Raw genomic sequence first — 24,882 nt, 5'->3', positions numbered from 1 at the left:
TATTTTACTTTTACTACTCTTATTGACCGTTTCACAAGTGGTATGCACATTCCATGCATATTAGTTATAAAGTAACCAGCTTATAAAATTTGAGCTTTTAACTCAATCAATAATGCAGCGAAAGCTGCGAAAAATATTTGCATGGAGAACTCCGTTTCTCATCCGTTTTCCATACTTTTTTATCATAATATAATTTTTCCCTGATTGCAAGAAATTTTTCTCGAAAAATCTCTGTATTTTTATTCCTTTATTTTATACGGAATAAGCACATCTCTTTTAAATCTTTCATAGTTTTTCTGCCAAATTTCATAGGAGGGTTCTTCCCTTTTGTCTGCAAGCGCATTCTGACAGTTCTCCTTTAAAAATTCCCCAAGCACTTTTGCCGTTTTTATAGCTCCGCGCGTGTTCATATGCGTCCCTCCATCCCGGACATCTTCTTCCGGAGAAAACCCATACTTTTCGCTCTCCAGATTACAGTCCAGAAACGGAATCTCATTTTTCCGTGCATATTCCGCAATTCCTTTATGCTTGTCGTAAGACCAGCTTTTCGGAGAATAGGCGCTTAAAAATACAAGCTGCATTCCTTTTTCCCTGCAAAGTCCCCGCAGTCTTTCCAGCGCCAGCTCCTGAGATTTTGGAATTGGTTTGGCGATTGTTTTTTCGTCCACTTTCTTTTCGCCTTGAAACGGTTTCACTGTATTGGACGGGGAGTAGCCATTATACGGAGCAGCCCATGCATATGTTTTCTTTGTTGTCAGGTCACTCCATTTCATCTTTTTGAAACGGTTGTGATATTCAAAAACCGGAAAATAGTATTCCGCCTCCTTTTTCACCATATCTTCCATTCCTTTGAGTCCGCTGGCCTGAAAAATGCTGTCCACCTCCAGCACCAGCACGGCCGGGGTCTGCTTTTTTGTGATCTCGCGCACAGTCTCATACACCCCCGAAACGGTCTGGAACGGTTCTCCTGCGACGTAGGCCGCGTACCCATGCTCTTTCCACATCATGGGAGCAGCAATCCCTTCCGCTGCATTGCTGTCCCCCACTGCCAGCACATCGATGACATTGTCCGGATATCCGTAAAATCCGCCTTTGGCATATCCGCCGAAATCCCGGTTATTCTTCGGCATGACAAAGTGGCCTGCCAAGATCAGAAGGATGACAAAGATTGCCGTAAATGCCGCTGCCCGGATGCATATACCCAGGTTCCCTTTTCTCTTCTTTTCCAAATCTTTGTACTCCTTTCCCGTTAAAATTGTGCATAAATAAAATCTGCCGCATTATATCCGAATCCATACGCGCCGAACAAAATGACACAGAACAGCCCGGCGTAAAACACACCCCACCTAAACGGTAGTGGAAATCCGGAAATTTTCTCCCTCACATTTATGTTCCGCTCTTTCCATGCGCCCACAAGGGAAACTACAACAAATCCGATTCCAAGAATTGCAAAATCGTATCCGTCACATCCTAATCCAAGCAATTTTCCCTCCAACAGTGGCTGAAGAGAAAAATCACGGAACACGGATTTTAACATGGAAAGTCCTGCCGTAAAACTCTCTGCCCTAAAAAACAGCATACCGACACACACAAGAGCCGTTGTCCTGACTTTTCCAACAATCTGTACTCCTGCACTTTTTGGAGAAATCCCTGCTCTTTGCATCCCTTTTTCTCCCAGCGGGGCGAGCAGCATGCCAATGGAAATAAGTGCAAAATAATACATTCCATACAACACATACTTCCAGCTTGCTCCATGCCAAAGCCCCATGCCAAACCACACAAAGAACAACGCCCCAACGGCGGAAATCCAACCCCCAAAAAACTTCGGCCATTTCTCCCTGCAGTTCTTGGAAAATTTCTGGTACCAGCCACAAAAGGAAACTGCATAAAACACATAATCTCTCAGCCATCCGCCAAGTGTCATATGCCATCTCTGCCAAAATTCATTGATCGTCTTCGCCGCAAACGGCTGCCTGAAATTTTCCGGAAGTTGAATTCCAAAAAGCAGCGCACTTCCCCTTACAATATCCATACAGCCGGAAAATTCTGTATAAATCTGAAAAGTGTAGAGAACTGCTGCGGCCACAATATAGATGCCCGAGTATTGCTCATATTGCTTAAAAATCGTGTTTACAAACATATTTGCCCTGTCCGCAAGCACCACTTTTTTTACAAGTCCCCACAAAATAAGCTGTAATCCGGATGTGAAGGTTTCATAATCAAACCGATGTCCTTCATAGACCTGATGTCCGGTTTCATCATATCTTGCAATCGGACCTTCCACCATCTGCGGAAAGAAGGACAAAAACAGTGCAACTCTTGCAAAATTTTTATCTGCCCTGTATTTTCCTCTGGACACATCCAAAAGATACCCCGCTGCCTGCAGCGTATAAAAAGAAATGCCAAGGGGCAGAAGAAACTGAAATACCGGAATTCTCCCTCCCACATGCAGGGCCTTTAAGGCTTGATTGATATTTTCCCCTAAAAAATTACCGTATTTTAGGACAAACAGGATTCCGAAATTCAAAAGCACTGCCAGGTACAACACCGCCTTTTTCTTCCGTTCCACCTGTTTTTTCAATTGTTTCCGTTCCTCTTTTGCAAGTCCCTTTTTCTTTTCCCGGAATTCTTCGTTGAACGTATCCAATATCCTGGCCGCAGCATAGACACTGACAATAGTAACTGCAAGAAATACGATCAGTTTCCTGCTGCAAAGAACATAAAAGGCCATGCTGCTTAGAAGGAGCGGCAAAAAACGGTACTTTAAGGGAAAACAATAATACAATAGCACTGCCATTCCAAGGAAACACGGCAGATAAAGCCATGAATGAAAAGACATCGTTTATTCCTCTTCCTGTACGCGCACGATCATGCGGTGGATAGCTTTCGCGGACTGGAAGTTTTCCGGCACGACTTCCACAAGCGGAATCTGAACATCGAATTCATCATCGATTCTGGACACCAGTGTCATGATCTCCAGAGAATTCAAAATGTGCTCATCGATCAAATGCTCCTCTTTTTCAAAATCCACAAACGGTTTCAGCTCTTTTAAAATTTCCATCAATGTTTCCATGTTGTATCTCCTCCTAATAATCTCTTTGTCTTTTTAATTCTTTTCTGTCGATTTTTCCATTTGCATTGAGCGGCATCTGGTCCATCTTGATGCACTCATCCGGCATCATATAGGATGGCAGTCTTTTGGTCAAAATTGCTCCTACTTCCTCCGGCTTTTCTTTTCCCTGATAGAAAAGACAGATTTTCTTTTCCTTTGGCACATAAATACATGCACAGGCTCGAAGCCCCGGAACCGCACCTGCCGCTGCCTCAATTTCTCCCGGTTCAATGCGGTACCCCATTTTTTTCATCTGGAAATCTTTTCTTGTGACAAACACAAGCTCTCCTCTTTCGTTGTATCGCACCAGATCCCCGGTTTTGTATATCCATTCCGGATAATGAGGGTTTAAAGGATTCTGGACAAACGCCTCCTTTGTCTTGTCAGGGTTATTGTAATACCCCATGGCGAGAAAGGACCCCCTTATGCAAAGTTCTCCTTCCTGCCCTTCTTTTGCAGGTCTGCCCTCTTCATCCAACACCATCACAGCGCAGTTGTTGCACGCATGTCCGATGGGCAGGGATTCTCCCGGTGAAAATTCTCTGTCCACAATATAATACGTGCATATATCAGTCGCCTCCGTAGGTCCGTAAAGATTTGCGTATATGGCATCGGGGATTTTCTCCCTCCAGTAATTTAACTGCCTTACCGGCATCACTTCCCCTGCAAACAATACTTTCTTTAATTTCGGCAGATCAAATGCATCCAACGCCTTCCAGTTTGCCACCATCCCAAGTGCAGAAGGCACCCAATAAATGGTGTTGACTTCCCTTTCCTTCAAAAAGGTAAGAAGTCTTAACGGGAATGAAAAATAAGATTTTGGAATCACGTGGAGGGTAGCACCTGCACGTAAAGTCGCAAACACATCCAAAACAGACATGCTGAAATAAAATGGGGTCTGGTTTCCAAAAACCGTATCCTTTGTTATCCCAAAAGTCTCGCATACCCATTCGGAATAGGCAAGCACGTTTCGGTGGGATATGACCGCTCCTTTTGGCACGCCGGTGGAGCCGGATGTAAACAATGCATAGAGAGGATCCGTGTCGATCATTTCCCTTCTCACTTTCTTAAGGCCTTCTTCATTCTCCTCTCCCTCTTCCATCTCCTCAAGCACAAAGATGTCTAAATTCATCTCCATACCCCTCGCTTTTTCAAGACAAGCTCCATCCACTACAAACGCCGCAGGATCCAATGTGTCGATAATGGTATGTATACGCTCTGTTGGCATCTGCTCGTCTATCACTACATAAAAATTTCCGCTGTACACCACGCCGAGAAATGCCTTCAGATTCGCTGCTCCCCGTTTGACCATCACCGCAATGGGCTTATTTCTTCCAACCCGAAGCAGGGCACTCCCCACCGCCTTTGCCTTGTCCATAAGCTCCCCGTATGTCAGAGCATTCTCCTCGTCTGCATAGGCAGTCTTTCCTTCATCCACACGCGCAGCTCTTTCCAACAGTTCCAAAATATTTTTCATGCTGCCTTCTCCTTTCCGTAAATTACAGTGCCCATTATATCAGAGTTAATTTTTTCCTTTTTTAAGATTTTCTAAATATATCTTTAGTCTTTTCTTTATGACAACAAACAAAAAAAGTTTTGCACAACTCTCTAGCTGTACAAAACTTTTCTTCTACAAATTCTTTTTTTCTCTCCACATCCTCACTCTGTTGCTGATTCCTTCCACAAACATTGTCAGGTATCTTAGCAACGGCTCTGTGGCAATGGAAAAGACGACAAAGAGCATGATGCATTTTGCCGACATGTCGGAAATGGCAAACAATTCGGGCAATACGATACTGCTTACAAGGAACCCTGCCACTGACCCCCACCAGATGCAAACCCGCAGCGCATTGAACGGTTTGCATATTTTAAAGAGGATCATAAATCCTACGATTGCGAGCAGCATGGTAGCTGCAGTGGAGATGTCCGAAGAATGAACCCCAAATGTCTGTCCGAATACAACCAATGATCCGACTGCCAGTACATCCGTCAGCCCTGCGGGAAGTGCTTTCAAAAAAACATTGGTAAGAAAATGTCCTTTGATCCTTTCATGATTTGGCTGCAGCGCCAGGAAAAATGCAGGTATTCCGATCGTAAACATACTGATGAGCGAAATCTGCGCAGGTTCCAGCGGGTACGTGATCATAAATACAACAGAAAAAAGGGACAGCAGGAAAGAAAAAATATTCTTTACCAAAAACAGGCTTGCAGAACGCTGAATATTGTTGACCACTCTGCGGCCTTCCAAAACAACGGAAGGCATACAGGAAAAATTGGACTCCAAAAGAACGACCTGGGCAGACTGCACGGCGGCATCACTTCCGGATGCCATAGCAACGCTGCAATCCGCATCTTTCAGGGCCAGTACATCGTTGACTCCGTCTCCTGTCATTGCCACTGTGTTTCCCTGTTGTTGCAGTGCCTTTACAAATTTTCTTTTTTGCTCCGGCGTCACTCTGCCAAAAACTGTATACTTTTTCACACCCTCAAAAATTTCCTCATCTGTCTTTAAGGTGCCTGCATCCACATACTTGTCCGCATTTTCAATCCCGGCTTCTTTTGCCACCTCGGACACAGTTACCGGATTATCCCCGGAAATGACCTTTACTTCCACTCCCTGCTCTTTAAAATAGGCAAATGTCTCCGGTGCCTCTTTTCTCACCGGATTTGCCAAAAAAATGTATCCTAACGGAGTTGTTTTTTGCGTCAGAGCGCCTTTTTGCAGTTCCCCAAAATACTTGGCAAATACGAGCACCCGATATCCTTTTTGGGCATATGTCTCGATATCCTTGGCATACTGTCCATAGTCATCCCGCAGGACAAACTCCGGGGCTCCCATGACAAAGGAGACATCTCTTATTTTCGCTCCACTGTATTTATATTCTGAAGAAAATGGGATGGTTTTTTCCGCTTTTCCTTTGCTCCCGCCTTTCAGATATTCCTTCAGCGCCAGCATCGTGGCATTGTCATCCTCCATACTGCCAACAAATTCCGACAGACTGGTAAGGAACTGCTCTTCTTTTCCCTCCTCCACAGGAACCGTGCCCTGCACGGACATTTTATTCTCCGTGATCGTTCCCGTCTTGTCCACACAGAGCACATTGACCCTGGCCAACGTTTCAATGCTCTTCATGTCATGGAGAAGTACTTTTTGTTTGGCAAGCCGCATCGCGCTGACAGCCAGCGCTACACTGGCCAAAAGGTAAAGCCCCTCCGGGATCATGCCGATGACCGCGGCCACCATGGAGGTAATGCTGTCGCGGAAGGATTCGTGATTGTAAAAGAACCCCTGCCAAAATAAAATAATACCGATCGGAATGAGTACAATGCCAATAAATTTTACCAGCTTGTCCAAAGAGCGGATCATCTCCGACTGCTCTCCCTGCGGCATAGACTTGGCTTCAAGCGTCAGCCTGGAAATATAGGAGTCTGCCCCAACTTTCTCCAAAACCGCATAGCATTGTCCGGAGGTGACAAAACTGCCGGACATAAGCGAATCGTCCTGCTGTTTTGTGATGACATCAGCCTCCCCTGTAAGAAGCGACTCATTGACCTGCACTTCCCCGTGGACAACCCTTGCATCCGCACAAATCTGATCACCGGCTTTAAAGATGACAATGTCTCCCAACACTAATTCTTCCGAGTCCAATCTGTGCACATGTCCGTCTCTCACCACATTCGCATGGGGCGCATTGAGCATATTCATCTTTTCAAGCACATTTTTGGCCCGGATTTCCTGGATAATCCCTATCAGGGAATTGATGATGATCACTGGAAGGAAGGTCAGGTTGCGAAAAGAGCCAACAAGACAGAGCAGGACTCCAAGCACCGTAAACACAAGGTTAAAATACGTGAACACATTGTCCCTAATGATCTCCTTTGTTGACTGCAGCGGCGGCTCTACTGCAACATTGGCCCATCCTTTTTCCATTCTTTCCTTTGCCTGACTTTCACTAAGCCCCCTTCTGTAGTCCGGTTCCGTCTTTTCCACAGGAATGCGCTCCTGCTCCCACTCTTCCTCTCTCTCTTCCTTCTTCCACTTTTTTACCATCAGTTCCAGCCTCCTTTTTCCGATTAATCCGGTTTACACAGTATTTTTTCCAACTTTTTCTATTTTTCTATTTAATTTTCCGAAAAATAGTGGTATAATATAGTCAATCTTAAAGGAGGTGCTATTTATGAATAAACAAAAAGAGATTTTATCAGTCATAGCATTGTGTATATTATTTATTTGGGCAATCGTTCTTCTTTATTGTTTCGGCATCCTCCAGTTTACTGTTTAATTTTATAAGACATTACCCAATATTTGTAATATACTTTTCTTTACCCTCCCTTTCCCAAAGATGCCTGCTCCATTCCCGCAGGCATCTTTTTTAGTGGAGAGGAAATTCTTTTTTCCCCATTCTGACATCCTCCATAAATTCTGCCAGCTCTTCACTTAAGTTTTCAAATAAATACTGTTTCTGGTCTTGCTGTTTTCCTATATATTCTGTCCGTATTTCCCTCACAGCATCCGTGATCTCTTCCCAAAGTCCGGCAGCGGAAAGCCTTTTTGCTCCCTGTCCCATGATGATGACCTGCTCTGTGGCATCTGAGGTCGCCACTGTGACTTCGTACTTTTTCCCGATCTCGTGCACTGTCTTTTCAATATACTGATCCGCTGTCTCAGCCTCCTTTGTGTACACAACATAAATATTGTGATATTTTTCAATGCTGCCTGTATTTCCTTCTACTTTATACGCATCGAACACCAAAATCAATGTCATTTTTTTGTATCCCTGATAATTCGCAAGGATATCGATCAGTTTTCCTCTGGCTGCTCCCATATCCATCTTTGCCAGTTCTTTTAATTCTTCCCACGCAAAGATGATATTATAGCCGTCCACAAGGAGATATTGTTTTCTGTCCCCCTCTTTTTTTGACTGCTCTTTTTTATATGCACCTTCTCGCTCTTTTCCAAACTCAAACTTCACACTTTTTTTGAATTTTTTGTTTTCTTTTTTAGGAGCCCCGTATGTCCGTTCAAAAATCGCCTTCAGTTCCGCCTCATCTGCAAAACTTTCCTTTTTCGCAGATGGAACCGGTACTTTTGGAACATAGACAGATTCCTCTTTTAGGAGATCTGTTTTAATGTGCATATTCTCGTCCGCTTCTCTCCAGCTCACAAGGTGCCCTGCCCCGTGAGAACAGAACACAGAGTCCGCGCTATTGTCCACATCTGCCTCTGCATCGTATCCTATGGTTTCGATAACATCCTCAGCATTGTGGCACACATCATATCCTTTCACAGTAAGGGCAAGTCTTCCCCTTCCTCTTGTGTACGCCACAACCTCTTTTGGGTACTCTTTCATCGTCTCCACAGGGCATGTCCCTTTTAATGACGCCTCATCTCCGTTAAGAATAGGCTCCTCAAACTGCCCGCTCATTCTCTGGATATCTGTCATGGCCCGCCCTATCATACCGGAAGGGATCTCCAGGACAAATTCATAATAAGGCTCCAAAAGAATACTTTTTGCCTTCATAAGCCCCTGCCTTACTGCCCGGTAGGTCGCCTGCCTGAAATCCCCTCCCTCTGTATGTTTCTGGTGAGCTCTTCCCGCGATGAGCGTAATTTTCATGTCCGTGATCTCAGAACCTGTGAGCACTCCCTGGTGCGCTTTTTCTTCCAGATGGGTCAAGATCAGTCTCTGCCAGTTTTTATCCAGCATGTCCTCACTGCACGAAGAGGCAAACACAAGTCCTTTTCCCCTCTTAAGCGGCTCAAGGAGAAGGTGTACTTCCGCATAGTGGCGCAGCGGTTCAAAGTGTCCCGCGCCCTCAATGGGTTCCTCGATCGTCTCTTTGTATACAATGCTGCCGGAGACAAATTCCACTTCCATGTCAAATCTCTCCTGCATGAGGCTTTTTAAAATCTCTATCTGCACTTCCCCCATAACCTGGGCATGGATTTCTTCATGTCCTTTGTCCCAAGTAAGATGCAGCTCCGGAATCTCCTCCTCCAGCTGCCTTAGTTTCAGGAAACTTTCGTGCACATTGCTCCCCGCCGGGAGCGCCACCTGATAAGTGAGCACCGGTTCCAAGACAGGCGCCTCAGCTGCTGCCTCAATTCCAAGCCCCTGGCCCGCATATGTTGCAGAAAGTCCCAAAACCGCACAGACACTTCCGGACTGCACTTCCTGCACTGTCTCATAAGCATTTCCGGAGTATAGTCTGATCTGGTCTACCTTGTCCCCCTCATCCCCTAAAGGCATTTTTACTTTCAAAGCGCCTCCGGTGATCTTCATGTACGTAAGCCGCTCTCCTTTTGCATCCCTCGCAATCTTGTATACCTTTGCACCAAACTGCTCCGGGAAATCTTTGCACCGCACATAAGTGGAAAGACCTTGCAAAAACTCTTCCACTCCCCACATTTTGAGTGCAGACCCAAAAAAGCAGGGGAACACTTTCCTCTCAAGAATCAGTTCATTGATCTTTTCCTCATCCAATTCCCCCACTTCCAGAAAATGTTCCATTGTCTCCTCATCGCACAGCGCAACATTTTCCATCCACTCGCTTTCATCTTTGTCTTTTCCAAAATCCACACAGGAAGAATCCAGCTTTGTCTGCAGCTCCTTTAAAAGCGCTGCCCTATCCGTTCCATCCTGATCCATCTTATTGATAAACAAAAACACCGGTATCCGATATCGCCTCAACAGCTCCCAGAGTGTCTGCACATGTCCTTGCACACCGTCGGCACCGCTGATGACCAAAATAGCGTAATCCAACACGCGAAGACTTCGCTCCATCTCAGCAGAGAAATCCACATGTCCCGGCGTGTCGAGAAGAGTTATCCCCAATTCTCCAATCTTCATTCTTGCCTGTTTGGAAAAAATAGTGATCCCTCTTGCACGTTCAAGTTCATACGTGTCCAAAAATGCATCGCCATGATCCACCCTTCCCGCTTTTCGGATACTTCCGCTTGTAAAGAGCATGCTCTCAGCCAGTGTCGTCTTGCCGGCGTCCACGTGAGCTAAAATTCCAACTGTCAATTGATTTGTGTTCATATTTTCATCCCTATCATCTTCTTTTTATACCTCAACTTATAATACATCCATCCCGTCAAGTCAGCCAAAACCCATCCGATCGGCACAGACCACCAGATTCCCATCACACCTATGGCCTCTATAGAGGAAAGCATGTAGGCAAGGACAACTCTTGTCCCAAGGGAAATCACCGTGAGCACCACAGACATCCCCGGTTTTTCCACAGCCCGGTAAAAACCGTAGAGCAAAAACAGGCATCCAATACCAAAGTAAAACGTTCCTTCCACGCGCAGGTACTGAGCGCCTATCCGGATCACTTCTGTCTCTGCCTGCGACACAAAGATTGTCATCAACGGACTCGCAAATACAAATACTGCCACGGAAATGACAATACAGAACGCAATGGCTATCACTACAGCTCTCCTGATCCCAAGTCTTATCCTCTCCTCTTTCTTCGCTCCATGATTTTGTGCCACAAACACCGAAAATGCATTTCCAAAATCCTGCACCGGCATATACGCGAACGAATCAATCTTGACTCCTGCGGCAAATGCAGCCATCACCACTGGCCCAAAACTGTTGATAAGACCCTGAACCATGAGAATTCCAAAATTCATCACCGACTGCTGAAGAGATGTCAGAAAAGAAAACTGTGCGATCTCCTTAGCGATTTTCTTACTCCAGCTGCAGTACTTTTTCCGGAACCAAAACTGCGGCATTTTTATATAGGTGTACAGGGCAATCCCGATTCCCGATATATACTGTGAGATCACTGTTGCAAGCGCTGCACCTCCCACGCCCATATTCACACTGAGCACAAAGACCAGATCCAGAAAAATATTTAAAACCGCAGATACAGCGAGAAATGCAAGAGGGACGACCGAATTTCCAAGGGAACGCAAAAATGACGCAAAATAATTATAGAGAAACGTCGCCAGGATCCCGAAAAAAATGATCCAAAGATACTCCCGCATCATCGGATACACCTCTGTTGGAACCTGCAAAAGATCCATGATCGGTTCAAGGAAAATAAAGACAGCCACATTAAGCACGATTGCAACTGCACCAATCAACATAAATGATACATACATACTGTTTTTTAACTTTTCTTCATTTTTCTCTCCAAACGCAATGGAAAACGCTGCTCCACTGCCCATGCAGAGCCCAAGCAGGATCGAGGTCAAAAAGCTCATCAGCGTGTAGGATGATCCCACAGCTGCCAGCGCATCCGGTCCCAGAAATCTCCCTACAATGAGCGTATCCGCCACATTGTATGTCTGCTGCAAAAGATTCCCCAAAATCATGGGCAGCGCAAATGCAAGCATGGTCTTTGTTATCGGTCCTTTTGTCAAATCTCCCCTCATGTTTTCACTTCCTTTATCTCTTTTTCCACTATGAGCCTATTATAACATGACTCTTCGTACACCTCAAACAGTGAAGTACAAAAGGCGGAGCGCATACTCCGCCTTTGCCACTGTCTTCATTTTATCCTGCCAGTCTATCTAAAATTTCTCTAGCCTTAGCAACCTGCTCCATGGATGTCTGCCAGATTTCATATTCGCTGAAACCTTTTAAGCCCATATTGACATCATCGCGCCTAAACTCCATCCTGCTCTCTTTGATAATCTTTCCGGACATGTGGAAGGCATGAAGTTTCGTCTCCACGGCAAGCTCCTCAAGTGTCTTTGGTGACACGCCTGCACCCGCAAGAAGTGTGATGTCTTTTCCAAACTTCTGTTCAAGCTCTGCCAAAAGTGCTTTTCCCTCCCATGCAGAATTTTTCTGTCCGCTCGTCAGAATCGTATCTATCCCAAGATCCACAGCCTGGCTGCACGTTTCAAACGGATCTTTACACATATCAAACGCACGGTGCAAAGTTTTTCCCGCACCTCCCGCTGCCTTCACAAGTTCCTCCATCTGCTCCATTTGAAGACTTCCGTCCGGATTCAGGACTCCGATCACAACGCCGTCCGCGCCCATCTCTGTGAACATCTGGACCTCTTCCTTCATCATCTCAAACTCATACGCATCGTAGCAGAAATCGCCAAATCTTGGGCGGATGAGTGTCCGCACCGGAAGACCGGTGTACTCTTTCACAAGGCGGAACAAAGATTTGCCCGGAGTAGTCCCGCCAATCAGAAGATTGCTGCAAAGCTCAATTCTGTCCGCCCCTCCCTTTTTCGCCTCAACTGCAGACTGTACGCTGTCCGCACATACTTCCAAAATATATCCCATACCTAACCTCCTAATAAATCTTCTTCCCCTATAATAAAGGAAAGACCGCTGTCTGTAAACCATTTTGGCTTACTGACAGCGGCCTTCCTAAAAGGGATTAATATGTAATGATATTATTTGCAAAGTTTTTTGAATTCATCAGCAACAAACTGAACTTTTGTTCCGACAATAACCTGAACAGCAGTTTTGCTTGGTCTGATGACACCAGCTACACCAGCGGATTTGATTTTCTTTTCATCAACTTTTGTGTAGTCTTTGATTTCCAGACGAAGTCTTGTGATGCAGTTGTCAATGCTTGTAACATTGTCTTTTCCGCCAACACCTTCCAGGACAATCTTAGCTACTGCTGTGTAGTCGTTGTTTGCCAGCTGTACCTTTTGTTCATCAACATCATCGTCTTCACGTCCAGGTGTCTTCATGTTAAATTTAACAATTACAATACGGAATACAATGTAGTAGATGATACCAACTACGATACCAACCGGAATGAGCAATAATGGGTTCTCTGCAAATGGAGCCTTGAAACTTAAGAACCAGTCAATGAAACCAGCACTGAAGTTAAATCCTGCACGCATTGGAAGCGCTGCAACAACTGCCATAGAGATACCTGTCAATACAGCGTGAACGCCGTAAAGTGCCGGTGCAAGGAACATGAAGGAGAATTCCAAAGGTTCTGTAACACCGTTGAAGAAAGATGCGATAGCTGCTGACAAAAGAAGACCAGCTGCAACTTTCTTTTTCGTATCTTTTGCTGTATGGTACATAGCCAATGCTGCTGCCGGAAGACCGAACATCATAACCGGGAAGAAACCAGCCATGTACATACCTGTCTCTCCGAGAACTCCGCCTTCTGCATTGCCCCAGAATTTAGCGATATCGTTGATTCCTGCAACATCAAACCAGAATACAGAGTTAAGTGCATGGTGAAGACCAAATGGGATGAGCAGACGGTTGAAGAAACCGTAAATACCTGCACCAACCGGGCCAAGATCCATGATAAATTCACCAAGTGAAACAAGTGCATTGTAAATAACTGGCCATACAAAGAACAAGATCAAACTGGAGATCAAGGATGCACCTGATGTTACGATAGCAACACATCTCTTTCCACTAAAGAAGGAGAATGCATCCGGCAGTTTTGTATCTTTGAATTTGTTATAGCATGCAGCTGCGATCAAACCACATAAGATACCGATAAACTGTGTCTGTGTTTTTCCAAATGCTGCGTCAACATTTTCTGCAGCTGTTCCTGTGAGCATTGCAACAACATCTGTGGATAACAGTTTTGTTGTGATCAGCCAGGAAACAAGGCCTGCAAGGCCTGCTGTACCGTCATTGTCTTTTGACATACCTACAGCAACACCGATAGCAAACAGAATTGCCATGTTATCAACAAGTACACCACCTGCTGACAGCAGGAACGCTGCAATCACGTTATTGGCACCCCAGCCTGCAGGGTCGATCCAATAACCAATTCCCTGAAGGATAGCTGCAACCGGAAGACATGCAACCGGAAGCATCAGGGATTTACCTAATCTTTGTAAATACTTCATCATAATTTACATTTACCTCCTCTGTCTCTTTCCTCATTAATCCCTTTTCTTATATTTTAAGCCCGTATGTACAGGCCAAAATACCAATGTTATTTTGCCTGAATTTCAACAAGTGCATCTCCAGGCGCCACATCTTTTCCTGTCTGTCCTGTCACGGATGCAAACTGATCCGTATTGCACACAACAACCGGAGTAACTGTGTCGTATCCTGCAGATTTTACTTTCTCAAGATCAACCGTGAGAAGAAGATCACCTTTTTTCACTTTATCTCCTGCTTTTACATGCGCTTCATACCCTTCCCCTTTTAACTGAACTGTGTCCAGTCCAACATGGATGAGTACCTCTGCTCCATTGTCTGTCACCATAGTCACTGCATGAAGAGTATCGAAGACCATTCCGATCTCTCCATCAGCCGGAGCATATATTTTTCCTTCCTCAGGAATAATGGCAGCTCCCTGTCCAAGCATTCCTTCACCAAATGTTGGATCATTCACCTCGTTTAAAGCAATTGCTTTTCCTTTTGCAGGCGCTCCCAGCACATACGCGCCATCCCCTTTTTTCTTAAATAGACCAAACATCTTTTTCTGACTCTCCTCTCTTATTTTTCTATTATAGTTACTCTTTTGATGTGTATAGCCAGATATGCGATCTCTTCTTTTGAGATCCTTGTACCTGTCTCTTTTTCAATATAATCTGCAATTTTTTTACTGCAGCTATATTCTTTCTGGTACTTTTTCTCCATCATTTCTGCCAGCTCATCCTCATTCCCCAGCAGTTCCTGCCGGTATATGCGCTGTACAAGAAATTTTACATGAGTCACGAACCTTTCATAGTGCAAAGACTCTTCATCAAGCTCAATGCCAAGCTCTTTTGAGACAATGCTCATGATATCCTTTAAAAGATTCGGAAACTTCAATGCATCCCCGAGTTTTGTACCGTATTCCGCATTTACGATATGCAGGGCAATGAAACCTGCTTCATCATCAGGCAGTTCAAGATGCAGACGCTCCTTCATGATCTTAAGAGCATATTTGCCGAGCTGATACTCCTGATTGTAAAACCGCTTGATATCCCACAGTAATGCATTCTGAGGTTTGATCCCCTGGTTGTATCGCTCAATAGTAAAATTAATGTGGTCGGTGAGCGTCACATAAATACTTTGATTCAGTTTCAAATTCAAATTCTTCTTTGCATAAGAAATAATATCATTTGAAATCTGCACATGTTCCAAAGGCATATGTGCGAGCAGCTCTTTAAATTGCTCTGCGACAGTCCGGCTTTTGATGTGAAAGACTTTTTCCACTCTGGTCTCATCAACGTCCTGCCCCGGCCTTCTGGCATACCCAATGCCCCGGCCCATTACTACTACTTCTCCTCCTGTTTCATCGTGCGCAGAAATGATATTATTATTAATCACTTTCTCAATAACCATAATACACTTCCTGCCTTGTTTATATGTCCTTGAAACAAAAAAACCAAACCCTATAAACAGAGCTTTTATGAACTCCGCTCATAAAATCTGGTTTTGCCTGCCATACAGTAACAACCCATCTGCTAATGAAGTTATTTAAAATATAGCAAATTCGACATACAAAGTCAACTCTTTCTATACACAATATTTAATTATTTCATAAGAATTTTTATATTGTTTTAAGGTTCTGTACAAAAAGATAGTATTTTGGCAGCTCCTTTCTGTCTAGTACTCAAAATATTCGACAAAGTCCATATGATTCTTTGCCTCTTTCTCTGTCAAATACTTGTGGTCAGCGAGTACGCCCGCCTTCGCTCCGCTTGCATCCACGTAGATCGTCTGGTCATTCATGGAAACAGCACATAACACATAGCTCTCCCCTGAAAGCCAGCTGCCTTTCCATTGTCCTATCACAATGTGGGATTCCATGCCCGCCCGGTTGCAAAGCTCTGCGAGAATTTTGGCATATCCTGTCGCATTGGCCTTTTTGTCCACGACCGCTGCCAGATGGTTCGGCCTGTAAAATCTTTCAAACATCTCGCTCATGTCCGCCGCATCCTCATCTGTCTCAAAGAATTCCAGGTTTTTATCCATCCATTCCAAAAAGTAATCCACAGTTTTCTTTTCTCCGTAATCTTCCGGAAGTCCTTTTATGACTTCATCCAGTATTTGTTCTGTTTTTTTCTGGATCTCATCGATTTCGGCAAGTTTATCTTCTGAATTCACAGAAAGGCCTTTAGCCACTTCTTCCAGATTTGTGACTGTACCGTCGTCCGCGTATTTCCCCTGCTCATCGATCTTTTCAGCGCTTGATAAAAACAAAATCGCTTTTGTGATCACAGGGTCCTGCAGTTTGACAATATCATCTTCTATGTACTTGACATATACATCATCCTCGGTCATGGGAATCTCGTACAGTCCGTAAAAATTATTTCCGCCCTCAAATTCCAGAGCATTGACCACCCTTGTATATTCTTTTCCGTTTAGGGCTTTTGGAAACTCCACGACTCCTCCTTCTTTTTTCTCCAGTTTCTCTTTCATCAGATCATAAGCTGCCTTTTCTTTTTCCTTCAGCTGGGAAACATAAAAATCCGATACCACAGCCTGCCCTGATCTTGGAATATCTTTTAATTTTGTAACTGTGGCATCAGACAATGTCTGCTGCCTGAGCAAAGTGGCAATGACAAGAAGTCCGGCCACCGCAAACGCAATCGCAAATTTCCACTGCGTTTTCATTTTTTTCTTGTGTTGTACAAAATTATTGTTTAAATTTTTCTTCTGTTGTACAAATTTATTCATACCATACTCCTTTTATTCCCGCAAAACAACAGAGCAATGTCAAACACGCCTGACTTTGACGGCTGTCTGCAGACAAATCTCTGCCAGGGCCACTTACTTTTGTGCTCCGGCATTCCTAACCTTTCCTTTATGTTAAAAATATATAATATTAACTATATCCGAAATACAGCCTTCCGTCAATCTTCATTTCCATGGAAAATTTTTCTGTTGTTTTTTTATTTTGGATGACTCTTGTTTATTTTTACAAGTTAAAAAGTTATTCTTTTATCACTTTATATTGATGAAATGCCAAAACAAATCTGCTATAATATGTTTCGGGTAAATTACACAATTTAAGAACAAGAAAGAGACGGTGGATACAACGATGGAATACATTATCACAGACAGAAAACCGGAAAAGCTTTTTCACTTTTTTGAGGATATCAGCGCTATTCCAAGAGGTTCCAAAAATGAAAAAGCCATCAGCGATTATCTCGTGACATTTGCAAAGAAAAGAAATCTTTGGGTTTACCAGGATACCATGCACAATATCATTATAAAAAAAGCCGGCTGCAATGGCGGAGAAAATGCTGCTCCTGTCATGCTGCAGGGCCATCTGGACATGGTCTGCGAAAAACGTGCGGATACAGACCACGATTTTACATCTGAAGGCTTGCATCTCCATGAAAAGGACGGAATTCTCACAGCAGACGGGACCACACTTGGAGCGGATAACGCCGTCGCCATTGCTTTGATGCTCACATTGCTGGATGACAGCGCACTTTCCCATCCGCCGCTTGAATGCGTCTTTACAACTGAGGAGGAAATCGGGCTGGGCGGCGCAAAGGAGCTGGATAAATCCCTCATCACAGCCCGAACAATGATCAACATGGACTCAGAAGAAGAAGGGGTTGCGACCGTCAGCTGTGCCGGAGGAGTGCGGATCGAACTCATCCGCCCAATCCAAAGAAAACAGGAAAAGGGGACTCTTCTGGTGCTTGATCTTACCGGACTCCTCGGCGGCCATTCCGGAATGGATATTCAAAAAGAGCGTGCAAATGCAAATCTTTTGATGGCCAGGGTACTGATGAATCTTTTAACAAAGACAGACGGTATGCTTGTAAATGTATGTGGAGGGAGCAAGGACAACGCCATCCCGCGTGAATGTCTGGCATCCATCCTCTACAAGGATGAAAGACAGGCACAAGATGCCTCCTGCACTGCGCAAACTCTTCTCAACATCATTGCTCTGGAGCTGGAAGGTTTCGAACCGGGTTTTTCCTGTAAGATTTCCATACATCCAAATGAAACAGCCCGGGTAGTTTCAAAAGAAGATACGCAGGCCTTTCTTGGAGCCATTTTACTGGCACCCAATGGTGTACAGAAGAGAAATATCAACCAGCATGGCTTTGTAGTGACTTCCTCCAATCTGGGAGTGATCCGCACGAACGATAGCACCTTGCATATTGTTCTCTCCCCACGCTCATCCTGCTCCTCTTTGCAGGAAGAAATCAAAGAACGTATCCTTCTCCTTGCCAGAACATTTGGATTTACCGTTGAATGCAGCGGCGAGTATCCTGGATGGGATTTCCAGGAACATTCCCGGATCCGGACAGTATTTCAGAAAGCATACCAAAAACTTTTTAACCGGGAACTGCGGATCGAGGCCATACACGCAGGACTTGAATGCGGTCTTTTTTCAGACGCAATCCCAGGGCTGGATGCCATTGCGGTAGGTCCTTCCATCTACAACTGCCATACACCGGACGAATCTCTTCCACTGGATTCCTTTGAAAGGTTCTATCAACTTATGATCGCGGTACTGCAAAACCTGGCAGTGATATCAGAATAAAGAATTGGAGGCAGTTTCCTTTTTACTAAGGATTTTGCCTCCATTTTTTATCTGAGCTGCAGAAGTTTTTCCTTTAATTCATTTTCCAGTTTCTGCATCTCCACTTCTGCTTCCTGCCGTTTTCTTCTTCCCTCCTGCTGGATATTCATCACTTCATCCAACGTTGAGATGAGGGATTCGTTTGTCGCTTTCAGCGTCTCCATATCCACAATGCCGCGCTCGGATTCCTTCGCAGTCTCAATCGTCGCCATTTTTAATGTCTCCGCATTCTTCCGCAGCAGCTCGTTTGTCATATCCGTGACCTCTCTTTGCGCTTTGGCAGCCTGTGTGGAATGCGCCACGCCAAGGGCCAGTACCATCTGGCTCTTCCAAAGAGGAATCGTGTTCACGATCGTGGACTGTATTTTTTCCACCATTACTGTATCGTTGTTCTGTACAAGGCGAATCTGCGGCGCTGTCTGGATGGACACCATTCTTGTAAGCTCCAGGTCATGAATCTTCTTTTCAAATCTCTGGCACATAGACTCCATATCTCTGGCAGCCTGCGCATCCTCTGCAAGAGCGCTTCTCTGCGCCGTCATGGTCATGTCTGCAAGTTGTCCCTCACGCACTTCTTTTAACTTTTTCTTTCCCGCAAGAATGTACATGGTCAGCTCTTTAAAGTAAGTAAGGTTCAGCTCATACATTTTGTCAAGAAGTGCAATATCCTTCATCAGTTTGACCTGATGATTTTCCAGGACTTTGCAGATCTGATTGATGTTTGCTTCAGCCTTGGCATATTTTGCCTTTAGATTTTGAATTTTATTTGCCTGCTTTTTAAAGATGCCAAAGAATCCCCTCTCCTCTTCCTCGTCAAAATCTTTCAACTCCTGCACCACGTTTCCAAGAAGAGTTCCCACCTCCCCCAGATCTTTTGTCCTCACATTTTCAAGGGCTGTCTCAGAAAAGTCAGCCATCTTCTTCTGGGTTCCGGCCCCATACTGCAGGATCATGGATGAATTGGTAAGATCGATCTGTTTTGCAAACTGTTCTGCCATCCTTTTCTCTTCCTCCGACAGAACACTCTCGTCCATGACCGGCTCCTCCTTTTTCACCTCTGCAGGTTTGGGCGCGCTATCCTCAAAAGGATTCAACGTCAATGTCGGTGTTGTCTCCAAATCGTTCAAATCGTTGCTCATCGTTTTCCTCCTGTCTTAAAATCTTTGCCTGTCAGCCCTTCCTGTGCAAGCATGGTCTTCAGCACGGAAATATCGGAAGATACATCCCATGCCGTATCCTGAAAAAGGCTGTCAAGAAGCTGTTCAAATGCAAAGTTCAAGGTATCCAGTGTATCTTCTATCTCCTTTTTGGAAGAAAGGATATTTTCCCCCTGTACCGGCAAAGAGTCCAGTTCCTCATAAGCTTCCAAAAGTTTCACTGCTGTTGGCAGATAATATTCCATCAGTCTTCGGATATCTGAAACCGTATCCGGCTCCTGCTCAACTCTTTCAAAAATCCGCCTTGTCAATAATTCCATCCTGGAAATCTTCTCTGACACAACTTCCCCCGGAATCGCATCGTTGCACTCTTTCAATTTTGCAATATACCGATTTCCCGTATCAATGACTTCCTGTATCTTCGGATCAGCGGCTGCCCTTCTATTTTTCTGCTCTTCTTCCTGCCTCTTTTTTTGGAATGCCTCGGACTGTGAGCGTTCTTTTTCTTCCCGCATCCGCGCCATCAGGCTTTTGTATTCATCATAGGCCGCATTCGTGGTGATCAGGCAGGCTTTTTGATCATCCAGATGCCCCTGTATAAACCAGCCCTTTGCGATCATCCACTCCAAATCTTTGACAACAAATTTTTCCCTTTTCCCGTACCGGTTTGCAAAGTCGCTGACATTACAGTAAGCTTTATTTCCAATCTGCTGTACATAGTTTCGGAAACGTTTTACACGCCCGAGCATCTTTGTTCCAATGACTGCCATCACTGCACAGCCAAGGACAAGGACTAACAGAATACTGAGCGCAAGCTGCATGCCGATGTTATTTCCGATGATCAGCGTTGTGACCCCTGTTATCAAAAGCCCTAAAAGCAGGGCTCCTCCTGCCGCATATCCAATGCTGGCCAAAATGATCCCGACCACTTTTGTGGCGGTTGTCTTTGCATAGAGCGTGGGTTGTTTTAGTTTGTCCAAATCTACCTTCTGCCAGTCCGGATTAGCCTTTTGCCGGTAATCATATCCATAGTCTTCTCTCCCATTGTTTCCCCTTGCCTGGCGGTATGCATCCCCGAAACCATTCACAGCTTTTCCAATCGTTTCCTGTATTGTCTGATTCAGCCTGCGAAAATCTCCGGAATCCACCGCGCCCTGCACAGTTCTCCTGATATCCTCGCCGAATCTTTCAAAATCCCAACCATTTCTCATTTTTACTGCTCCTTTTTCTGATGATGCCAAAACGGCAAATTTTCTTATTTTGCCGTAACTTTATTGTTCCTCTATTATAGCGGAAAAACGATGCCTTGTTAATACTAATAATCGAAAAGAGCACAGAAAAATCGTCTTTTCTGCGCCCATCTCTTCAATAATCTGATACATTTCATCCAGGATGCCATCCTCACCTACCAATCAGCGAATAATCCATACAGATTGGATAACCTTTTTCTCTTTGATTTACAAGTACAGCATCGATCTCGTAAAGATTCCTTAAATTCTCCCGGCAAATGACATCCTCCGGAGTTCCCTCGAACAAAACCTCCCCGTTTTTCAGCCCTACGATATGATCTCCAAATTTTGCCGCATGGTTCAGCTCGTGTATAACTACCACGATCGTCACCTCTTCTTCCTGATTTAGCTTTTTTAAAAGTTCCAGAATCTCCAGCTGATGCGCCATATCCAGATACGTTGTGGGCTCATCAAGCAAAAGGACCCCTGTCTTTTGAGCAAGCGCCAAAGCCAGCCACACTCTCTGCCTTTGGCCTCCGGACAATTCCTCCACCTTCCGCTCTCTAAGCTCGTACACCCCTGTCTTCTCCATGGCCCAATTTATGATTTTGTGATCTTCTCTCCCAAGTCCGGACAGTGGTTTTTGATAGGGAAACCGCCCGTATCCCACCAACTCTTTGACAAGGATCCCCTCCGGTACGACCGGACTTTGCGGCAAGACCGCCAATCTCCTTGCAATGGCTTTCTTGGTCATGCCGGCCATGTTCTTTCCTTCCAAAAAGATATCCCCTTTTTTCGCCGGCAAAATGCGCGCCATTGTCTTTAATAAAGTTGATTTTCCACATCCGTTCTGACCAATGAGCATGGTGATCCTGCCTTTTGGGATTTTTAGATTCACATCAGAGAGTATCACTCTTTCATTGTACGCTGCACATAGATTTTTTACTTCAATACTCATATCGCTCTCTACTTTCCTTTCAGCATCAAATAGATAAAATACGGCACGCCTACAATCGATACCACGATTCCAACCGGAATCTCGATCGGCGAAAAAAGTGTTCTTGCAATGACATCTGCCCCCACCAAAAGAATGGACGCGATCATTGCCGACAAGGGAAGAATGACCTTGTGTTGATTCCCGGCCAGCTTTTTTGCAAGCTGCGGCCCAAGAAGTGCAAGAAATGCAATATTACCGGCAACCGCTGTGGCGCACGCTGCCAACAAGGTGGCCAAAACCAGAAAAAAAGCCCGCTCTCTATGTACAGAAAGCCCGACACCAGACGCCAGTTCATCCCCAAGCGCAAGCACGTCCAGCACCTTTGCCCTGCATACGGCAACACCGCCCAGTACAAGCACAGGCGGTATTGTGAGCACGATATAATTCCAGCTGCTGCCCCAAAGACTTCCATTTGTCCATGTCAGCACCTGGTTGAAATCTCCTTTGCTCATGCTCAGCTGGCAAAAAGAAATGACAGCGTTTATGGCTGCATTCACCCCAATTCCGCACAAAATGAAACGAATGGCCCCTATCCCCTGTTTATAGGAAAGCGCACAGACGACCGCCAAAGATAAAAGACTTCCAAACATGGCGACTGCCGGCATCAACATGGCAGACGAAACCGGGAGAACCGAATAGTAAGCCTTTGTTCCTGCCGCGATCCAGAGCACTACCATGAGAGCGGCCCCCGCATTGATCCCCACGACCCCTGGCTCTGCCAAAGGATTTCTCGTGACTGCCTGAAGAATGCACCCGGAAATTCCAAGTGCAGATGCCACGATGACTGCAAGCACGATCCTTGGAAGCCTTGACTCATAAATGGTAAATTCCCAGAGCCGGTTTCCCTTTCCAAAAAAGGTTGCAAAAATCTCCTCCAATGTCATCTGGTAACTGCCCATAGTCAAAGATAAGCACACTGCCGCAGCCAAAAGGATACATGCTGCAAGAAAGATTTTTTTATTTTTAGACCTGCACATTTTAATTTTTCTCCTTCCTCACAAGCATTAAAAATACAGGCACTCCAATAAATGCGCAAAACAGTCCCACCGGCAGTTCATATGGCGCCATGAGCATTCTCGCCGCAATATCCGCAAACACCATCACTGCTGCCCCAAACACAAAAGACAGGGGTATCAGCGCCCTGTAGTCATTCCCCACGATTTTCCGAACAATATGGGGAACAAAAAGACCCACAAATCCTATGTTTCCTGCCACAGCCACACAGACTGCGCAGATGGGTACCACGATCATAATCGTCTGCCTTTTTACCTTTTCCGGCAGTATCCCAACGGCAAGCGCCATCTCATCTCCCATGGCAAGAAGGTTGATCTTTCCTGCAAGCAAAACGGAAACTAACATTGCCGCAGCGCCGGTGAAACTTAAAACAGCCACTGCAGGCCAGCTGCTTGTCCGAAATCCGCCCGCCACCCAAAACGCCAGTTCCTGGGACCTGTTGCCCACAAGCGCAAGGACGGATGCCATGGATAAAAAAAACATGCTCATGGCCGTGCCCGCCAAAAGGATTCTCGAAAAATTCTGATTGGATGCCCGGTGCATAGAGAAAAGCAGGATCAGGCCTCCACTTACCGCAGCGCCTGCAAGGGCCATAACAAAATTGCCATAAGCCCCTCCTGCCAAAGATGATACAGAGGAGACTGCCACTGCCAACGTGGCTCCTTGCGTCACCCCCAGGACTGAGGGCTCAGCAATGGGATTTCGTAAAATCCCCTGCATCAAAGCCCCGCCAATGGCGAGCATTCCTCCCACCAGAACGCTTAAAAGCATCCTCGGAAGGCGGACATCCCTAACAAGCTGATCGTCCAGACTTCCCTCAAACCCAAAGATACCATGAAAAACCTGCTGTATGGACAATTCCTTTGCGCCAAGCATGACAGAAAGCATCATTCCAGCAAGCAGCACAAGAATCCCCACTGCCGCAAGTATTGCAACTTTTCTTTTCATTCTCTATTTCTCCATAAGGTCCAAGAACTCTTCCACAAACTTCTGCTTTCCGATACAGCTGTAACCCATATTGAAGTACGGGCTCGAAGGCATTTTCACTACATTTCCCTCCTGCACTGCCCTCATGCTTTTGAACACTGCATTGTCAAAAAGGCTCTCTGTATCCTCCTTGGTTCCCACCACAAAGATGTAATCTGCATCCAACTTGGCCAATCCTTCATAGGAAATGACCGGAAGGCTTATATTATCCTGTTTTGGAAGATCCGCAGGCTTTTTCAGCCCCATATCCTCAAACATCACGCCGCCAATCCCGGCTGCGTCAAATACATAGAGCTGTCCGCCGCTTGCAAGCAGCGGAAGATACGTGGTTTCCTGCCCGTATTGACTGCGGATTTCCTCTCCTTTTTCTTCTGCCACTTTCTGATATTCTTTCAGCCATGCATCGACCTTGTCTTCTTTTTTAAACATTCTTCCGATTTTTCTCATATCTTCACGCCAATCAATCTGCTCAAGCTCGATCATAACTGTCGGAGCCACGTCTTTTAACTGCTCGTACATTTTTTCCTGAACATTGGAAATAAGGATCAAATCCGGTTCCAGCTCCAGTATGCCTTCCACATCCATTGTGTCCTGCATGCTGTATCCCAAAATTTTTGCGCCTTTCAATGTTTCCTCCAGATAAGACGGAAATTTTGTGTAATCATAGGCATCCGAGTTTGCCGTGCCCACAACCTGATAACCAAGAACAGAAAGAATATCGCTGTTTCCGCTTAAATCCACGATCCTCTCAGGATTTTTGGGGATCTCCACCTCCCCTTTTGCATCTGTCACTTTTATAGTCTCTGTTTTTGCGTCTCCGCCTGTATTCTCTTGGTTTCTGCAGCCAGCAAGAACAGCAGTACCAAGTATCAAGATTGCGAATAATACTTTCATCTTTGTCCGCATATTTTAAATCCTCCTTTGTCCGGTTCAAAA

General features: G+C 45.1%; 19 protein-coding genes. 1 reads left to right on the top strand and 18 read right to left on the bottom strand.

Going from position 1 to position 24,882, the window contains the following annotated elements:
* Positions 1–239: 239 nt before the first annotated feature.
* From B5F18_RS09790 to B5F18_RS09735, 12 genes are all read right to left on the bottom strand, one after another.
* Positions 240–1,229, bottom strand: coding sequence for a hypothetical protein (locus tag B5F18_RS09790; RefSeq protein WP_087157482.1), 990 nt, complete (start codon positions 1,227–1,229; stop codon positions 240–242).
* 20 nt (positions 1,230–1,249) lie between these two features.
* Positions 1,250–2,839 carry an MBOAT family O-acyltransferase gene (locus B5F18_RS09785; protein WP_087157481.1) on the bottom strand — a complete coding sequence of 530 codons (1,590 nt, stop codon included), beginning with the start codon at positions 2,837–2,839 and terminating at the stop codon, positions 1,250–1,252.
* 3 nt (positions 2,840–2,842) lie between these two features.
* Positions 2,843–3,073, bottom strand: a complete 231-nt coding sequence (locus B5F18_RS09780) for a phosphopantetheine-binding protein (RefSeq protein ID WP_087157480.1) — start codon at positions 3,071–3,073, stop codon at positions 2,843–2,845.
* A 13-nt stretch (positions 3,074–3,086) separates the two neighbouring features.
* Positions 3,087–4,589, bottom strand: a complete 1,503-nt coding sequence (locus B5F18_RS09775; RefSeq protein WP_087157479.1) for an amino acid adenylation domain-containing protein — start codon at positions 4,587–4,589, stop codon at positions 3,087–3,089.
* Positions 4,590–4,742: 153 nt separating this feature from the next.
* Positions 4,743–7,163: a cation-translocating P-type ATPase gene (locus B5F18_RS09770; RefSeq protein WP_087157478.1), complete on the bottom strand. Its 2,421-nt coding sequence runs from the start codon at positions 7,161–7,163 to the stop codon at positions 4,743–4,745.
* Positions 7,164–7,485: 322 nt separating this feature from the next.
* Complete coding sequence (locus B5F18_RS09765) at positions 7,486–10,155, bottom strand: translation factor GTPase family protein (RefSeq protein WP_087157477.1); 2,670 nt, start codon at positions 10,153–10,155, stop codon at positions 7,486–7,488.
* Positions 10,152–11,498, bottom strand: a complete 1,347-nt coding sequence (locus B5F18_RS09760) for an MATE family efflux transporter (protein WP_087157476.1) — start codon at positions 11,496–11,498, stop codon at positions 10,152–10,154. Before B5F18_RS09760 ends, B5F18_RS09765 begins: the two co-directional genes overlap by 4 nt.
* 121 nt (positions 11,499–11,619) lie before the next feature.
* Positions 11,620–12,369, bottom strand: a complete 750-nt coding sequence (locus B5F18_RS09755; protein ID WP_087157475.1) for a copper homeostasis protein CutC — start codon at positions 12,367–12,369, stop codon at positions 11,620–11,622.
* Between the two features lie 113 nt (positions 12,370–12,482).
* On the bottom strand, positions 12,483–13,925 hold the full coding sequence (nagE, locus tag B5F18_RS09750) for an N-acetylglucosamine-specific PTS transporter subunit IIBC (RefSeq protein ID WP_204217103.1): 1,443 nt from the start codon (positions 13,923–13,925) through the stop codon (positions 12,483–12,485).
* Between the two features lie 86 nt (positions 13,926–14,011).
* Positions 14,012–14,500, bottom strand: a complete 489-nt coding sequence (locus B5F18_RS09745) for a PTS sugar transporter subunit IIA (RefSeq protein WP_087157474.1) — start codon at positions 14,498–14,500, stop codon at positions 14,012–14,014.
* A gap of 20 nt (positions 14,501–14,520) precedes the next feature.
* Positions 14,521–15,354, bottom strand: a complete 834-nt coding sequence (gene licT, locus B5F18_RS09740) for a BglG family transcription antiterminator LicT (protein ID WP_087157473.1) — start codon at positions 15,352–15,354, stop codon at positions 14,521–14,523.
* Positions 15,355–15,618: 264 nt separating this feature from the next.
* Entirely contained in the window at positions 15,619–16,692 is a 1,074-nt protein-coding gene (locus B5F18_RS09735) for a hypothetical protein (protein WP_242955838.1), read from the bottom strand.
* A gap of 364 nt (positions 16,693–17,056) precedes the next feature.
* On the opposite strand from B5F18_RS09735, the gene B5F18_RS09730 reads away from it, so the two are divergent.
* Positions 17,057–18,523: an aminoacyl-histidine dipeptidase gene (locus tag B5F18_RS09730; RefSeq protein ID WP_087157472.1), complete on the top strand. Its 1,467-nt coding sequence runs from the start codon at positions 17,057–17,059 to the stop codon at positions 18,521–18,523.
* A gap of 47 nt (positions 18,524–18,570) precedes the next feature.
* On the opposite strand, the gene B5F18_RS09725 is transcribed toward B5F18_RS09730, so the two are convergent.
* The 6 genes from B5F18_RS09725 to B5F18_RS09700 all read right to left on the bottom strand — a co-directional run bounded on the left by B5F18_RS09725 (position 18,571) and on the right by B5F18_RS09700 (position 24,852).
* Positions 18,571–19,701: a toxic anion resistance protein gene (locus B5F18_RS09725; protein ID WP_087157471.1), complete on the bottom strand. Its 1,131-nt coding sequence runs from the start codon at positions 19,699–19,701 to the stop codon at positions 18,571–18,573.
* Complete coding sequence (locus tag B5F18_RS09720) at positions 19,698–20,930, bottom strand: 5-bromo-4-chloroindolyl phosphate hydrolysis family protein (RefSeq protein ID WP_087157470.1); 1,233 nt, start codon at positions 20,928–20,930, stop codon at positions 19,698–19,700. Before B5F18_RS09720 ends, B5F18_RS09725 begins: the two co-directional genes overlap by 4 nt.
* A 190-nt stretch (positions 20,931–21,120) precedes the next feature.
* Positions 21,121–21,906: an ABC transporter ATP-binding protein gene (locus B5F18_RS09715; RefSeq protein WP_087157469.1), complete on the bottom strand. Its 786-nt coding sequence runs from the start codon at positions 21,904–21,906 to the stop codon at positions 21,121–21,123.
* An 8-nt stretch (positions 21,907–21,914) separates the two neighbouring features.
* Positions 21,915–22,922, bottom strand: coding sequence for a FecCD family ABC transporter permease (locus B5F18_RS09710; RefSeq protein ID WP_087157468.1), 1,008 nt, complete (start codon positions 22,920–22,922; stop codon positions 21,915–21,917).
* A 1-nt stretch (position 22,923) separates the two neighbouring features.
* Complete coding sequence (locus B5F18_RS09705; protein ID WP_087157467.1) at positions 22,924–23,907, bottom strand: FecCD family ABC transporter permease; 984 nt, start codon at positions 23,905–23,907, stop codon at positions 22,924–22,926.
* Between the two features lie 3 nt (positions 23,908–23,910).
* Positions 23,911–24,852, bottom strand: a complete 942-nt coding sequence (locus B5F18_RS09700; RefSeq protein ID WP_087157466.1) for an ABC transporter substrate-binding protein — start codon at positions 24,850–24,852, stop codon at positions 23,911–23,913.
* Positions 24,853–24,882 lie beyond the last annotated feature (30 nt).

The organism is Lachnoclostridium sp. An181 (assembly GCF_002160325.1).
In the GTDB taxonomy this organism is placed as follows: domain Bacteria; phylum Bacillota; class Clostridia; order Lachnospirales; family Lachnospiraceae; genus An181.
Note: the sequence above shows the minus strand (reverse complement) of the source record. Positions and strands in the feature narration are given on the sequence as shown.

Excerpts from the sequence above, each read along its gene's own strand:
- B5F18_RS09780 (WP_087157480.1), bottom strand. The coding sequence starts at position 3,073 with ATGGAAACATTGATGGAAATTTTAAAAGAGCTGAAACCGTTTGTGGAT.
- B5F18_RS09770 (WP_087157478.1), bottom strand. The coding sequence starts at position 7,163 with ATGGTAAAAAAGTGGAAGAAGGAAGAGAGAGAGGAAGAGTGGGAGCAG.
- B5F18_RS09705 (WP_087157467.1), bottom strand. The coding sequence starts at position 23,907 with ATGAAAAGAAAAGTTGCAATACTTGCGGCAGTGGGGATTCTTGTGCTG.
- B5F18_RS09785 (WP_087157481.1), bottom strand. The coding sequence starts at position 2,839 with ATGTCTTTTCATTCATGGCTTTATCTGCCGTGTTTCCTTGGAATGGCA.
- B5F18_RS09765 (WP_087157477.1), bottom strand. The coding sequence starts at position 10,155 with ATGAACACAAATCAATTGACAGTTGGAATTTTAGCTCACGTGGACGCC.
- B5F18_RS09735 (WP_242955838.1), bottom strand. The coding sequence starts at position 16,692 with ATGAATAAATTTGTACAACAGAAGAAAAATTTAAACAATAATTTTGTA.
- B5F18_RS09755 (WP_087157475.1), bottom strand. The coding sequence starts at position 12,369 with ATGGGATATATTTTGGAAGTATGTGCGGACAGCGTACAGTCTGCAGTT.
- B5F18_RS09730 (WP_087157472.1), top strand. The coding sequence starts at position 17,057 with ATGGAATACATTATCACAGACAGAAAACCGGAAAAGCTTTTTCACTTT.
- B5F18_RS09760 (WP_087157476.1), bottom strand. The coding sequence starts at position 11,498 with ATGAGGGGAGATTTGACAAAAGGACCGATAACAAAGACCATGCTTGCA.
- B5F18_RS09720 (WP_087157470.1), bottom strand. The coding sequence starts at position 20,930 with ATGAGAAATGGTTGGGATTTTGAAAGATTCGGCGAGGATATCAGGAGA.
- B5F18_RS09775 (WP_087157479.1), bottom strand. The coding sequence starts at position 4,589 with ATGAAAAATATTTTGGAACTGTTGGAAAGAGCTGCGCGTGTGGATGAA.
- B5F18_RS09725 (WP_087157471.1), bottom strand. The coding sequence starts at position 19,701 with ATGAGCAACGATTTGAACGATTTGGAGACAACACCGACATTGACGTTG.
- licT (WP_087157473.1), bottom strand. The coding sequence starts at position 15,354 with ATGGTTATTGAGAAAGTGATTAATAATAATATCATTTCTGCGCACGAT.
- B5F18_RS09745 (WP_087157474.1), bottom strand. The coding sequence starts at position 14,500 with ATGTTTGGTCTATTTAAGAAAAAAGGGGATGGCGCGTATGTGCTGGGA.
- B5F18_RS09700 (WP_087157466.1), bottom strand. The coding sequence starts at position 24,852 with ATGCGGACAAAGATGAAAGTATTATTCGCAATCTTGATACTTGGTACT.
- B5F18_RS09710 (WP_087157468.1), bottom strand. The coding sequence starts at position 22,922 with ATGTGCAGGTCTAAAAATAAAAAAATCTTTCTTGCAGCATGTATCCTT.
- nagE (WP_204217103.1), bottom strand. The coding sequence starts at position 13,925 with ATGATGAAGTATTTACAAAGATTAGGTAAATCCCTGATGCTTCCGGTT.
- B5F18_RS09715 (WP_087157469.1), bottom strand. The coding sequence starts at position 21,906 with ATGAGTATTGAAGTAAAAAATCTATGTGCAGCGTACAATGAAAGAGTG.